The sequence below is a fragment of the Pedobacter antarcticus genome (assembly GCF_900112985.1).
In the GTDB taxonomy this organism is placed as follows: Bacteria; Bacteroidota; Bacteroidia; order Sphingobacteriales; family Sphingobacteriaceae; genus Pedobacter; species Pedobacter antarcticus.
The window spans coordinates 1-13,819 of the sequence record NZ_FONS01000012.1 but is presented as its reverse complement, the minus strand read 5'-3'; the positions used below and the strand labels follow the sequence as shown (position 1 = coordinate 13,819).

The 13,819-nt window shown below is 40.3% G+C and carries 11 protein-coding genes and 2 rRNA genes; 1 reads left to right on the top strand and 12 read right to left on the bottom strand.

The window, feature by feature from the left end; translation table 11 throughout:
• Positions 1 to 3 precede the first annotated feature (3 nt).
• The 11 genes from BM192_RS17820 to rrf (BM192_RS17770) form a co-directional block, all read right to left on the bottom strand.
• Positions 4 to 1,212, bottom strand: a complete 1,209-nt coding sequence (locus tag BM192_RS17820) for an FtsW/RodA/SpoVE family cell cycle protein (RefSeq protein ID WP_037440584.1) — start codon at positions 1,210 to 1,212, stop codon at positions 4 to 6.
• Between the two features lie 3 nt (positions 1,213 to 1,215).
• Entirely contained in the window at positions 1,216 to 2,559 is a 1,344-nt protein-coding gene (murD, locus tag BM192_RS17815) for a UDP-N-acetylmuramoyl-L-alanine--D-glutamate ligase (protein WP_037440586.1), read from the bottom strand.
• A complete protein-coding gene (gene mraY, locus BM192_RS17810; protein ID WP_037440588.1) occupies positions 2,559 to 3,806 on the bottom strand; it encodes a phospho-N-acetylmuramoyl-pentapeptide-transferase in 1,248 nt (415 codons plus the stop codon). The genes murD and mraY overlap by 1 nt, the downstream gene beginning before the upstream one ends.
• On the bottom strand, positions 3,806 to 5,263 hold the full coding sequence (locus tag BM192_RS17805; protein ID WP_037440590.1) for a UDP-N-acetylmuramoyl-L-alanyl-D-glutamate--2,6-diaminopimelate ligase: 1,458 nt from the start codon (positions 5,261 to 5,263) through the stop codon (positions 3,806 to 3,808). The genes mraY and BM192_RS17805 overlap by 1 nt, the downstream gene beginning before the upstream one ends.
• A complete protein-coding gene (locus BM192_RS17800; RefSeq protein ID WP_037440592.1) occupies positions 5,264 to 7,363 on the bottom strand; it encodes a penicillin-binding protein in 2,100 nt (699 codons plus the stop codon).
• Positions 7,353 to 7,775: an FtsL-like putative cell division protein gene (locus BM192_RS17795; RefSeq protein ID WP_037440594.1), complete on the bottom strand. Its 423-nt coding sequence runs from the start codon at positions 7,773 to 7,775 to the stop codon at positions 7,353 to 7,355. Before BM192_RS17795 ends, BM192_RS17800 begins: the two co-directional genes overlap by 11 nt.
• The gene (gene rsmH, locus BM192_RS17790; RefSeq protein WP_037440596.1) at positions 7,772 to 8,677 is read right to left on the bottom strand and encodes a 16S rRNA (cytosine(1402)-N(4))-methyltransferase RsmH; all 906 of its coding nucleotides are present in this window, start codon (positions 8,675 to 8,677) and stop codon (positions 7,772 to 7,774) included. Before rsmH ends, BM192_RS17795 begins: the two co-directional genes overlap by 4 nt.
• On the bottom strand, positions 8,667 to 9,134 hold the full coding sequence (gene mraZ / locus BM192_RS17785; protein WP_037440598.1) for a division/cell wall cluster transcriptional repressor MraZ: 468 nt from the start codon (positions 9,132 to 9,134) through the stop codon (positions 8,667 to 8,669). The genes rsmH and mraZ overlap by 11 nt, the downstream gene beginning before the upstream one ends.
• A 180-nt stretch (positions 9,135 to 9,314) precedes the next feature.
• The gene (locus tag BM192_RS17780; protein ID WP_037440601.1) at positions 9,315 to 10,508 is read right to left on the bottom strand and encodes a phosphoglycerate kinase; all 1,194 of its coding nucleotides are present in this window, start codon (positions 10,506 to 10,508) and stop codon (positions 9,315 to 9,317) included.
• A gap of 210 nt (positions 10,509 to 10,718) precedes the next feature.
• Positions 10,719 to 11,720, bottom strand: coding sequence for a type I glyceraldehyde-3-phosphate dehydrogenase (gene gap, locus BM192_RS17775; protein WP_037440603.1), 1,002 nt, complete (start codon positions 11,718 to 11,720; stop codon positions 10,719 to 10,721).
• A gap of 167 nt (positions 11,721 to 11,887) precedes the next feature.
• A 5S ribosomal RNA gene (rrf, locus tag BM192_RS17770) occupies positions 11,888 to 11,999 on the bottom strand.
• 191 nt (positions 12,000 to 12,190) lie between these two features.
• Here rrf (BM192_RS17770) and BM192_RS17765 point away from each other — a divergent pair.
• Positions 12,191 to 13,438, top strand: a complete 1,248-nt coding sequence (locus BM192_RS17765; RefSeq protein WP_037440604.1) for an aspartyl protease family protein — start codon at positions 12,191 to 12,193, stop codon at positions 13,436 to 13,438.
• A gap of 85 nt (positions 13,439 to 13,523) precedes the next feature.
• On the opposite strand, the gene rrf (BM192_RS17760) is transcribed toward BM192_RS17765, so the two are convergent.
• A 5S ribosomal RNA gene (gene rrf / locus BM192_RS17760) occupies positions 13,524 to 13,635 on the bottom strand.
• Between the last annotated feature and the right edge of the window lie 184 nt (positions 13,636 to 13,819).

Here is a 13,819-nt window from a genome sequence, read left to right as displayed (position 1 = left end):
TATTTATATCATTGCTGGTATTTCACCAACAATTACTTTATTACTTTTCTGAGCACTACTCTCGGTAGGATCATTTGGTAGTTTTTTCCCATTCTCTTCTACATCACGGCTCACACTTAGAATAATACCGAAGGCTATACTGGTAAAAATCATTGATGTACCTCCCATACTTACCAGAGGAAGCGGAACACCTGTAACAGGCCCCAGTCCCACGGCAACGGCCATGTTCGCAAAAGCTTGTATCGTCAGGCTGAAACTCAATCCAGCAGCAAGCAATGCCCCAAATGCCTTGGGGCTCTGCGTCACAATTCGGACACATCGATATAACAGCACCAGATACAGAACTATAATAATCAGTGCTCCAAATGCACCATATTCCTCAACAATAATGGCGAAGATAAAATCGGAATAAGGATGCGGCAGAAAATTCCGTTGCGTACTATTTCCCGGACCCTTACCAAAGAAGCCACCTGAAGCCAATGCAATTTTTGCCTGATCTGCCTGATAAGTCTTATCAGAGTGCTGTGATTCAGGATGCAGATAAGAATCAATCCGCGATTTATACGTTTCCCTCCTAGGTCCCAGCAACACGACAATCAACAGTAAAAAAAATCCGCCTGCACAAACAATCAAAATTTGTTTAATACTAATCCTGCCGATGATCAGAAGCAGAATACTTACACCAAACAACATTAACGCTGTAGACAAATTCGCCAATGCAATTAATACGAATACGATACAAACTGATCCCATAATTGGAATAAAAGAAGTTTTAACATCTTTAATATTCTCTTGCTTTCTAGTAAGCATCCGGGCTAAAAAGGTAATTAACGCCAATTTCGCTAAATCGGACGTCTGAAAAGTCAATCCAATAATTGGTATCTTCACCCACCGTGACGCATCATTCAGGTTGGTTCCAAAAACCAGTGTATAGAAGAGCAAAGGAATCGTAATGATCATCAAAATCTTAGAGATCCCTGCATAATATTTATAGTCCAGTAAATGTGATACATAGATCATCCCTATCCCCATGACAACGAAAATTAAATGCTTCGTCAGCAGGAGCTTCTCCACTGCCTTACCCTGTTTATAAGCTAAAGTGCCTGTAGCGCTATAAACGGCAAGAATAGAAATCAATGAAAGCAGGATAATAATTAACCATATCCAGCGGTCACCTTTGGTTTTTTCTAATAATACCTGTACTGTACCCATTATCTATAATTCTTTTACAGCAACCTTAAATTGGTTGCCCCGATCCTCATAATTTTGGAATAAATCAAAGCTGGCGCAAGCAGGAGAAAGCAACACAGTATTTCCCTTTTTCGCCAGGTGATAAGCTACCTGAACTGCTTCATATGCAGAGTGTGTATTTACTATAATTTCTACATCGTCCTCAAAAGCTTCATGAATTCTTTTATTGTTTTTACCCAGGCAGACGATCGCTCTTACCTTCTGTTTAACCAGATCTTTCAGCATATTATAATCATTACCTTTATCCACGCCACCCATAATCAGGATCACATCTGTATTTACACTCTCTAGTGCATACCAGGTAGAATTCACGTTAGTTGCCTTTGAGTCATTGATATAATCCACCCCGGATATCCTGGCTACATGCTCAAGCCTATGCTCAATGTTCTTCATATCCCCCATACTTTCCCGGATCATATCGTTACGGATCTCCAGAACGTTAGCTACGATACCCGAAGCCATACTGTTATAGATATTGTGTTTTCCCTGTAGGGCTAACTCTGAAATTGACATAGTAAGTGGGTCTTTAGATTGAAGATTGAATACGATCTGGCTGCCATCCAGATAAGCCCCGTTTTCTACTTCATGCTGGATAGAAAAAGGACATTTGATGGCTTTGATAGCTGTTAGCTGCATTGCTTTCAGTGTCTCTTCGTCATCGTCACAGTATATAAAATAATCAACGCTACGCTGATTATTAGTAATTTTCATTTTAGATGCCGCATAATTGGCCAATTTATAGTCATACCTATCCAGATGATCAGGTGTGATATTAAGCAAAACTGCGATATCAGCCCTAAAATCATACATATCATCAAGCATAAAACTTGATATCTCCAGAACAAACAAATCAAAATTACCGGTTGCCACCTGCGCAGCGAAGCTAAAACCAATATTGCCTGCCAGCCCGACGTTAATACCTGCATTCTTTAGAATATGGTATACTAGTGAAGTTGTAGTAGTCTTACCATTAGAACCAGTAATACAGATCGTTTTAGCCGAAGTATAACGGCTCGCAAATTCAATCTCTGAGATTATAGGGATACCAATTTCACGCAGAGCCTGTACAACCGGTGCTTTTTCAGGAATGCCGGGACTTTTGATAACTTCGTCAGCATTCAGAATTAACCCATCCGTATGGCCAGCCTCTTCATACCGAATACCCAGATCTTCAAGGTGTTGTTTATATTGACCCGCAATAGTACCAAAATCAGATACAAAGACATCAAAACCTTCTTTCTGAGCGAGCATTGCTGCACCTACACCACTTTCTCCCGCTCCAAGAATCACAATTCTTTTCTTTTCCATTAGCGTAGTTTTAAAGTGATAATAGTAATAATAGCCAGCAGAATACTGATAATCCAGAACCGGGTTACAATCTTCGCCTCATGATATCCTTTCTTTTGATAATGGTGATGCAGCGGTGACATCAGAAAAACTCTTCTCCCCTCGCCAAAGCGTTTCTTTGTATACTTAAAATAAGAAACCTGAATCATTACCGACATCAGCTCAATTACGAAAACACCGCACAGAATAGGAATCAATAGTTCCTTTCTGATCATAATCGCCAGCGCGGCGATGATACCGCCAATTGCAAGACTTCCGGTATCTCCCATAAAGACCTGGGCAGGGTACGAATTGTACCAAAGGAAACCAACACAGGCACCAACAAAAGCACCCGCAAAAATCATCAGCTCCCCGGAATTGGGGATATAAATAATATTGAGGTAATCGGCGATCACCGTATTACCTGATACATAAGCCAGCAATCCAAGTGTTATTCCGATAATAGCAGAGGTACCGGTTGCAAGTCCATCTATCCCGTCCGTTATATTAGCCCCATTAGAAACTGCGGTAACAATAAAAACCACAAAAAGTATAAAAATAAAGACAGCATACTTTTCGTAACCTGGCCCGATAAACTTGAGCACCTTAGCATAATCAAATTCATTATTCTTATAAAAAGGAATATTGGTGATAGTTGACTTCACATCCTGTGTATAATAAAACTTCTCTCCCTTCTGACGCAATACCATAGGCGTTGCATTCTTTGTCGCACCTGACTCATCAACAGTCTGTCTTACAACAATATTCGGGTTAAAGTACATTGTCCAACCGATAATCAGCGCTAAACCAACCTGCCCTACGATTTTAAACCTTCCGGCCAGTCCTTCCTTATTTTTCTTAAATACTTTAATATAATCATCAACGAACCCAACAGCTCCCATCCATACCGTAGTGACGATCATGAGTAATACATAAACATTTGTAAGATTAGCCAGCAATAACGTAGGGATCAGAATTCCCAGTAAAATCATAATACCCCCCATTGTTGGCGTACCTTGCTTTTGCATTTGTCCTTCCAGGCCCAAATTTCTTACAGTTTCTCCTACTTGCTTTTTATGCAGATAATTAATAATTCTCCTGCCATATACTGTAGTAATAATCAAAGAGATGATGATAGCCAGGGAAGTTCTGAACGTGATATACTGGAATAACCTCAGTCCGGGAAATTCGTAATGTGCACTTAAATATTCAAACAGGTGATACAACATTAGCCTATCAGATTTAATTGTTCCCTTAATACTTCTTTATCATCAAAATGATGTTTTACACCATTAACTTCCTGATATTTCTCATGCCCTTTTCCTGCGATAAGAATAATATCTCCAGGGTTGGCAAGGTGGCAGGCGGTCTTGATAGCTTCTCTTCTATCTGCTATAATTAATGTTTTACGCAGATTGGAAGGAGATACGCCAGCCTCCATATCTTTTAAAATCGCGAGGGGATCCTCTGTTCTGGGGTTGTCCGATGTGAGAATGACTTTATCACTCCAGTCACAGGCCACCTGAGCCATAACAGGTCTTTTACCTTTGTCACGATCTCCGCCACATCCAATTACAGTGATAACCTGTTCATTCCCTTTGCGGATGTCATGGATAGTCGTTAATACATTCTGAACAGCATCGGGCGTATGTGCATAATCTACAATACCTGTAATATGTGCCTGGTTAGGTACATCTTCGAAACGGCCTTCTGCACCATTCAGATTACTTAGAAGTGTGAGCACTTCGAGTTTGTCCTGCCCAAGTAGTAAAGCCGTTCCGTATACTGCCAATAAATTGTAAGCATTAAAGGAACCGACCAGTTTAAAAAACACATCTGTAAGGTCAACTTCCAGATGGAGCCCACTAAATCTATTCTCCACAATTCGCGCATGAAAATCTGCTATTTGTTTTAAAGCATAGGTTTTCTTTTGCGCCTTTGTATTTTGCAGCATAACGTGCCCGTTTTTATCGTCGGCATTGGTTAATGCAAAGGCATTTTTAGGAAGCATATCAAAAAATGCTTTTTTTGCCTTGATATAATTATCGAATGTGTGGTGGAAATCTAAATGGTCATGTGTAATATTTGAAAACACACCACCTTTAAATTCCAGTCCGGCAATTCTATGCTGCACAACAGCATGCGAACTGACCTCCATAAAGCAGTAACTGCAGCCAGCGTCAACCATCTTACGTAGTAACTCGTTCAACACCAATGGATCTGGAGTTGTATGTGTCGACGGAATAATCTGTTCATCTATCTGATTCTGCACCGTAGAAATCAGTCCAGTGTGGTAGCCCAATGCCTGAAACAGGTTAAATAATATCGTCGCAATCGTCGTTTTACCATTTGTGCCGGTTATTCCGACTAATTTTAACGCGGACGATGGATTCCCATAATAATTAGCAGCCATTTGGCCTAAAGCCTCAGCAGTGCTTTCAACTTGTATGTAAGTAACTTCCTGCTGTAAATCAGCAGGCATTCTTTCGCAGACGATTACTGCTGCCCCTGCGGCTAAAACCTGGTCAATATAAAGATGACCATCAGTATGTGTACCGGAAACAGCGAAAAAGATATCACCTTTCCCAACTTTTCTGGAGTCAAAATTCAGCGCAGAAACTTCCCTGCCGGTATTACCTGCAAGGTTCTGAATACTAACGCCATATAATATATCCTGCAAATGCATCTATTTCAATTCTAATTGTACTATCAATCCATTACCGATTTTCATTCCGGAAGGAATTGACTGACTATAAACCTTACCACTTCCCTTTACCTGTGTTTTTAATCCGGCATTACCCAACAGGTATAAGGCATCTTTTAAACCCATACCCTTAACGTTTGGCATCATCCCTTTAACCGAACTATATTCTTCGTAAACAATACCATTACTGGTGTCTACTGTATTAAAGTAAGCTGACTTTGCAGCATATAATGTTTTTATACCTAACGCATTATATACGTTTCTCACTGCCTTACTTTGTCCTGCCTTAGCTTCAGGACTTTTTGTATTCCCTACAAGACGGTCTGTTACATTATTATACATCTGTATATCACTTGCATAAATACGATCTGCGATTTCTTTGAAAACCGGACCGGCGACAGTGGCACCATAATACCCATTTTTAGGCCCGTTGATAGACACCATAATCGCATATTTCGGTTTGTCTGCCGGAAAATAACCGCAGAACGATGCCTGATAACTTCGTTTAGCTTTATAACCTTTATTACCATCCGCGACTTGCGCGGTTCCTGTCTTACCAGCGACACGGTAGAAAGGAGATCCCATTAACCTTCCTGTTCCTTGCGTAACTACCGACTCCAGCATCTCCTGTAATTTTTTAACCGTCTTGGGTGAAGCAACCTGTTCACTGATTACCCTGGCATGGAACTGTTCAATCGGATTACCGAGTCTTCTGATCTCTTTCACAAAGATCGGCGCGATATATTTCCCATCATTAGCTATAGCATTATAAAATGCAAGAATCTGGAGTGGGGTAATCTGCATTTCGTAACCATAAGCCATTTGGGCTAAAGAAAGTCCGCTCCAGGATTTAAACGACGGATTTTTAATTACCGGTTTAGTTTCACCTGGAATCTGCAGACCAAGACGCTCATTCATATGAATTTTATACAAATGGTCTGTAAACTGCCTTGGGTTATCTTTATAATTTGTGTAAACCAATTTTGCAATAGCTGTATTTGCCGATTGCTCAAATGCTTTTTTCACGGTTACCGTTCCTATCCCACCATGCGAATCCCTGATGGTATGTCTGAAAACTTTGTATTCCCCGTTTCCAGTTTCCACCATTGAATTTGTATCGACCTTATTATCTTCAAGCAATGCCATATAAGATGCGAGTTTGAAAGTAGATCCCGGATCCTGGCTGCCGCCAATAGCGTAATTGAACTTTTCCTTGTAAACCCCTTCACTCTCCCTTGTATAATTTGCAACCGCTCTTACTTCTCCGGTCTGAACTTCCATCAAAATCACAGTACCATGATCAGCGTTACTTGCGATAAGTTGTTTTTCCAATGCACTTTGCGCCAGATCCTGCATATTAATATCAATTGTAGATATAATATCAGCACCCTCTTTTGGTGCGATTTCAGCCTCGTCATTTACAGGCATCCAAACCCCTCCTGCAATTCTTTGTACCAACCGCTTACCGCTTTCTCCGTTAATATAGGAGCCATACGCACCTTCAAGACCAACACCGTTGTCTACGTTAACATTTTTATAACCAATAGTCCTTGCCGCCAAAGATTTAAATGGCAAAATTCTTTTGTTCTGCTGAATAGCGATTAAGCCACCGCTGTATTTCCCAATATTATATAATGGGAAAGACCTGATCATTTTCAGGTCCTGATAATTTATCTTACGTTTCAGCAGCATGTACCTTGCACTATCTGCGCGCGCAGTCCGGAGCTGCCTTGAATACTCTTTCGCTGTTTTATCGCCAAAGAATTCTGACAACTTCATTGCCAGACTATCTACTTTACTATAGAACACTTTGTTTTCTACAATCCCACCAGCGTACAAATCCATCCGAAGCTCATACTCCGGAACTGAGGTTGCCAGCAAACTCCCGTCATTAGAGTAAATATTTCCACGCGCAGCCTCTACATTGATATACTTTGTAGAGAGGCTATCGGCCATGGCACGCCATTTATTCCCCTCTACAAATTGTACATCGCCTAATCTGACTAATACCGCCACGGCAAGCAGTACAATCATTCCGAAGGCCAGATAAACACGTAATAATATATTAGCTCTAATGTTCATTACTACTGATAATAATTTTTTTAGGAGGTTCAACTAACTCCTTTATTCCAAGTGTATCAACTTTTTTTGCTACTTCTGTAAGTTTGCTTTTGAACATAAGATCTGCTTTAAGCGACTTATATTCCCAACTTAGCTCTTTAACCTCTTTGTTTAACTTATCAATGTCCCTGATATTCTTAACTGCCATATGACTGTTTGCGATATATAGCATAGTCAGCAACGATAAAAAAATCAAGAACGGAAGTAAAGCAGTAGCCGACTCTTTAGTTACCACGCCATCCAGAAAAAGCTTTTTAAAGAAAATTCCTGCTGCTTCCGGTTCCTTCTCCTTTTTAGGTTTTTTGATCCGGATTACAGGCTCCTGTAACTCGTCATCTTCTTCTTCTAAGTCTTCCCGGAACTGGTTGCTCATAATTTCTCTCCAATTCTTAATTTGGCACTTCTGGAACGGCTGTTTCTAATCAGCTCCTCCCCTTCAGCTATAACGGCTTTACGGGTAATTGCTTTAAAAGGTTTCTCTTCGTTTCCAAAGAAATCCTTATCTGCTTCACCTCTGAACTTTCCTTTATTAATATAATTTTTCACAGGCCGGTCTTCCAGACTATGATAAGACATAACGACTAATCGCCCCCCTGTCTTCAATACCTCAGCACTCTGTGCTAAAAAATTCTCAAGGACCTCTATTTCTGCATTCACCTCTATTCTGAGTGCTTGAAATACCTGAGCCATATATTTATTTTCTTTTCCTTTTGGGATATGCGCTGCCGCTGCTGTTTTAAAATCAGCAAGGGTTAATAGCGGCTGGCCGGCACGGAAAGTCACAACTGCTCTGGCTAGTGATTTAGCATTTTTCACCTCTCCGTAAATACCGAAAATTTTATGCAGCTGATCTTCCGCGTAAGTATTCAGAACATCTGCTGCTGTCAGTTTGCGCTGCTTATCCATCCGCATATCAAGTGTCGATTCAAAACGCGTAGAGAAGCCTCTCTCCGGCTCATTGAACTGATGAGAAGAAACACCAAGATCGGCGAGAATTCCATCAACTTGACGATACCCCAATAAACGAAGGTTATTTTTTAGAAATGCAAAATTCTGATCAACGAATAGAAATCTCGGATCATCAATTTTATTACGCTGAGCATCAGGATCCTGATCAAATGCAATTAAGACACCATCTTTACCAAGCTTACTTAGAATTTCCCGGGAATGTCCCCCACCGCCAAAAGTAACATCTACATATACGCCATCAGGTTTGATATTCAAACCGTCTATACATTCCTGTAAAAGAACCGGTACATGATAATTATTTTCCATCTTCCCCCCTATTTTTATTACCCATCACTTCTTCCGCCAGATTAGCAAAATCTTCCGGCTCATAATCAAGCAGATTATCGTAAGCATCTTTAGACCATAACTCAATTTTATCAAACTGACAGGCCAGAACTACTTCAGATTCAATACCAGCAAATTCCATCAAAGATTTAGGAAGATTAACTCTCCCGGACGCATCCAGTGTCAATTCAGTTGCACCGCGAGTAAAAAACCGGACAAATTCACGATTCTTTTTCTCATATTGATTCAACTTACTTAACTCTTCAACGATTCCTTCCCAGACTTTTTTAGGGTAAATGACCAAATGTTTCTCAAAACCTCTGTTCACTACAAGTCCCTCTTGCTCAACGTTTGGCAATTGCTTTTTCAGATTTGAAGGGACCATAAGCCGTCCTTTTGCATCTAGTTTACAATCAAATTCTCCTAGTAGCTGAACCATTCTGATATCTGCACTTTTTATGTAGTGTAAAAATAGACACTTATACCACTTTTTACCACAATCTACCACAAAAAAGTTTTCAACATCGAAGAAGCTGTGTTTTAAGCCTTTTGAGACGCAAAAAGCCGCTTGAACAAGCGGCTTTAAGGTGGGAGAATCTCCCAAAATGAAGAATTATTTTTAGTTATTAATCGCTTTAACTCCTGGGAGTTCCTTGCCTTCCATATATTCCAGCAACGCACCACCACCGGTAGAAACATAGCTCACTTCATCTTCCATATTAAATTTTGCAATGGCAGCAGCAGAATCTCCGCCACCGATCAGAGAAAATGCACCATTTTCCTTAGTAGCAGTTACAACTGCCTCAGCTACAGCACGCGTACCTATTTCGAAGTTCTCCATTTCGAAAACACCCATAGGTCCGTTCCAAAGTAAAGTTTTAGACCCTTTAATAATACCAGCAAATAATTCTGCGGTTTCAGGACCAATATCCAATCCCATCCAGTCAGCCGGAATATTTCCTGCCTGAACGGCTTTTTTATCTGCATCATTAGCAAAACGGTCGGCAACAACTGTATCAACTGGTAAAACAAGGTTAACGCCTTTTGCCTTTGCTTTTTCTAATAATTCAAGACAAAGTTCCATACGATCTGCTTCCAATAATGAAGTGCCGATTTCACCGCCTTGAGCTTTAGAGAAGGTATAAGCCATACCGCCTCCGATAATCAGATTATCTACTTTATCAAGCAGACTTTCAATTAAGAGAATCTTGTCAGATACTTTTGCTCCTCCCATAATAGCGGTAAATGGACGCTCCGCATGGTGATTAATCTTTTCAGCATTCGTTAGTTCTTCAGCCATCAGGTATCCGAAGTATTTTTCCTGAGGGAAAAACTCTGCAATAATTGATGTAGAGGCATGCGCACGGTGTGCAGTCCCAAAAGCATCATTCACATATACATCACCTAACCGGGCCAGCTTCTCAGCAAAGGCACGGTCACCTTTTTCTTCTTCAGGGTAAAAACGCAGATTCTCCAATAACAAAACTTGTCCCGGCTCTAAATTCTTTGCTTGTTTAACCGCGTCATCGCCAATACAATCAGCTGAAAATTTCACTTCCAGATCCAGCATTCTAGATAAATCACCTAAGATGTGTTTCAATGAATATTTATTCTCCGGCCCGCCTTTAGGGCGTCCTAGGTGAGACATTAATATTACCGCACCACCGTCGTTTAAAATTTTAGTGATCGTTGGTAATGCTGCTCGCATACGTTTGTCGTCCGTAATATTAAAGTCTTTATCCAAAGGCACATTAAAATCCACGCGGATTAGCGCTTTTTTATCTTTAAAATCGCATTGGTCAATTGTTCTCATTCGTATTAATTTTTATTTATGGTTAAGGTAGCCCAATAGCAGACGCTATCAGAACAGCAAATACATATTATTGTGGAACAGCTTGCGCTGAAAACCACTTGCTTCGTTCAGGTACTACACCAAATATAAGCAGCTCTTGAATATTTTAGTTCATCTAATGCAAAATTTATAAGTTGTCCGTAGTAACCTGTCACCCGCCAATTCCAACACTTAAACCTCTTTATCCTTTAAGTTTTGGATTTTAAGTACCAGATCAGCTAACCTGGCACTATAGCCCGATTCATTGTCATACCAACCAACAACTTTAACAAGATCTCCGACTATGGATGTTAACTGCGCATCGAATATACAAGAATGCGGATTATCTAATATATCAACAGAGACGATAGGGTCTTCTGTATACTCTAATATATCTTTCATGCTTTCATTGGATGCATGACGAAATGCTGCGTTGATTTCTTCAATTGTCGCAGGTCTCTTTAAGATGCATGTAAAATCAGTCAAAGATCCATTCAAAACAGGCACTCTGATTCCCGCCCCGCCAAGTTTCCCTTCCAAATGCGGAAAGATACTCGTAATTGCTTTTGCGGCGCCAGTAGTCGTGGGAATAATTGAAGCTGATGCCGCCCTTGCGCGACGCAGATCTTTATGCGGAGCATCATGTAAACTCTGGTCACCCGTCATCGAATGTATAGTGGTAATATACCCATCGAGTATACCCCAGTTATCATCGAGAATACGCACCATAGGGGCAACATTATTAGTCGTGCAGGAGGCGTTGGATATCAAAGGTGCAGTGAGATCAATATCTTTATCATTTACACCCATTACATACATAGGTATGTCCTTATCTGCAGGCGCAGAAATCAAGACCTGCCCTGCACCCGCTTCCAGGTGTTTACCTGCGGTTACGCGCGAGGTAAATTTACCAGTGCATTCTATTACAAGGTCAATACCTAATTCTGCCCAGGGCAAATTCAAAGGATCAGTTTCCCTGAATACCTGGATTTTCTTTCCATTTATAATCAAGGCATCACTTGTATGTTCCACGGTTCCTTTAAATCCGCGGTGCACTGTATCGTATTTAAATAAATGAGCGAGTGTGGCAGGATCTGTAAGATCATTAACAGCCACTATATTGATGTTTTTTTCCAGTGCGGCACGTAGAAATGTACGACCGATCCTGCCAAATCCATTAATTGCTAAAATCATTCTAATTTTGTCTTGTGCCACAAAACTAATTATAATCTTGTGTTATAAAGGTCATATTATACTGATTCTAAAGTCGAATGAAATAGAAACTGAATGCCAGGCGGTTAGATTTCCAAAAGGGCTAAAATAAAGAAAGCCCATACAATTTGTACGGGCTTTCATTTAAGATCTGGCATCGACTTACTCTCCCACGTGTTACCGCAGTACCATCAGCTCTGGCGGGCTTAACTTCTCTGTTCGGAATGGGAAGAGGTGGACACCGCCGATATAGACACCTGAATATTTTGAAACAGCTAATTAAGCGGCTGTTAAATTGTCTCTATTGGATGGTACAAACATACGAAAAATTACGTGTTTACGAGTCGGAATAATATATAATTGTTAAGCAGTTGATAACCTAATAATTACGTATATTAATACACCAATATAAACACCATATTATTTAAACGGGGGCTAAAACGGCCGCAATAATGATGATAGAATTCATGAGAATTAGACTATATCATATTATCATCGCTTCCGTGTATCTGATACTGGCTAATCCCAGATTATCTGCCGCACAGGTATTTACTTTTGAGGGCAACACAACCCGTCAGACCATTAGTTTTAAACAGGTCAAAAATTTGGTGGTCATTCCCGTAATCATTAACGGGCAGGGCCCCTATAATTTCCTACTCGACACCGGAGTCGGGCAAATGATTATTACTGACACCGCATTACTTAAATACGTAGATGTCAGCCAACACAAACCTGTACAAATACAAGGCTATGGAATCGGGGAAGGTATCTCTGCATATATGACGAGAAATATCACTGCAAAAGTGGGCAAAGCAACAATTTCCGCTATCCCTACCGCAATATTCAAAGACGACCTTTTCGACCTCTCCGGTTACCTGGGCCTTAAAATACACGGGGTTCTTGGCTACTACTTCTTCAATAGCTTTGTAGTTAGAATAAACTATAAAAGTAACAGACTAACTTTTTATACACCAGGTTCGAAGTTCAAGTATAAAGGGAGACCATATCCTATGCGAATTGTTAAAGCTAAGCCTTATATATTAGCCACTGTTCAAACGGGCGAAAATGAAACAGATTCTGTAAGACTTCTCGTAGACAATGGCTCAAGTCATCCACTTCTGCTGGAGTCATTGCATAAAGGAATTTTCCCGCTTCCTGACAAACATATACCAGCAAATTTGGGTGTTGGAATTAATGGGGTTATTAACGGGGTTATGGGCAGAATAAATTCACTGCGAATTGGTAACGATAATTTCAAAGATGTCTTAACGGGTTTTCCAGAATTTAATCCAAAAAGAACTGAAATGGAGGGGATTGACAGAAATGGTACCTTAGGTGCAGAAATCCTCAGGCATTATCTGGTGACCTTTGATTATAACAATAATAAGATATACCTGAAACCCAGTGAAAGGCTGAACACAAAATTCGACCATGATATGTCCGGCATTGAGATTTACACAGTGTCAGATGTGAATACTGTCTTTTACGTTGGAAGGATAGAACCAGGATCACCTGCAGATATTGCTGGCATACAAACCAACGATCAGTTATTGAGCGTAGACCTGAAGTCAGTAAATGCTTATACATTAAGTGATCTTGCGGAGCTATTGAAATCGTCTGACGGGAAACAGGTGCTCATTGAAATTGACAGAAATAAACAGAGGCTAATCTTTTTGATAAGACTAAAACGACGTATCTGAAGAACTGTAGCATGAATATGCTTCATCAGAAAAAAACCTGATAAACAAGAAAAGCCTGTAGTTTTCACTACAGGCTTTCTTTAAGATTTGGCACCGACCTACTCTCCCACGTGTTACCGCAGTACCATCGGCTCTGGTGGGCTTAACTTCTCTGTTCGGAATGGGAAGAGGTGGACACCACCGATATAGGCACCTAAATGTTTTTAATGTTAGTACAGCTACCAATCATAGATTAATTCGCTGCATAAACAATGACATATTATTGAAAGAAGTTAGTATGAAGAACAAACAACAGTATTCTGCTTTTGAAAGCTTCGGATGATTAGTATTACTCGACTATGCTGTCACCAGCTTTACATCTATAACCTATCAACGTAGTAG

Excerpts from the sequence above, each read along its gene's own strand:
- gap (WP_037440603.1), bottom strand. The coding sequence starts at position 11,720 with ATGATTTTAGCAATTAATGGATTTGGCAGGATCGGTCGTACATTTCTA.
- BM192_RS17780 (WP_037440601.1), bottom strand. The coding sequence starts at position 10,508 with ATGAGAACAATTGACCAATGCGATTTTAAAGATAAAAAAGCGCTAATC.
- murD (WP_037440586.1), bottom strand. The coding sequence starts at position 2,559 with ATGGAAAAGAAAAGAATTGTGATTCTTGGAGCGGGAGAAAGTGGTGTA.
- mraY (WP_037440588.1), bottom strand. The coding sequence starts at position 3,806 with ATGTTGTATCACCTGTTTGAATATTTAAGTGCACATTACGAATTTCCC.
- mraZ (WP_037440598.1), bottom strand. The coding sequence starts at position 9,134 with ATGGTTCAGCTACTAGGAGAATTTGATTGTAAACTAGATGCAAAAGGA.
- rsmH (WP_037440596.1), bottom strand. The coding sequence starts at position 8,677 with ATGGAAAATAATTATCATGTACCGGTTCTTTTACAGGAATGTATAGAC.
- BM192_RS17765 (WP_037440604.1), top strand. The coding sequence starts at position 12,191 with ATGATGATAGAATTCATGAGAATTAGACTATATCATATTATCATCGCT.
- BM192_RS17800 (WP_037440592.1), bottom strand. The coding sequence starts at position 7,363 with ATGAACATTAGAGCTAATATATTATTACGTGTTTATCTGGCCTTCGGA.
- BM192_RS17820 (WP_037440584.1), bottom strand. The coding sequence starts at position 1,212 with ATGGGTACAGTACAGGTATTATTAGAAAAAACCAAAGGTGACCGCTGG.
- BM192_RS17795 (WP_037440594.1), bottom strand. The coding sequence starts at position 7,775 with ATGAGCAACCAGTTCCGGGAAGACTTAGAAGAAGAAGATGACGAGTTA.
- BM192_RS17805 (WP_037440590.1), bottom strand. The coding sequence starts at position 5,263 with ATGCATTTGCAGGATATATTATATGGCGTTAGTATTCAGAACCTTGCA.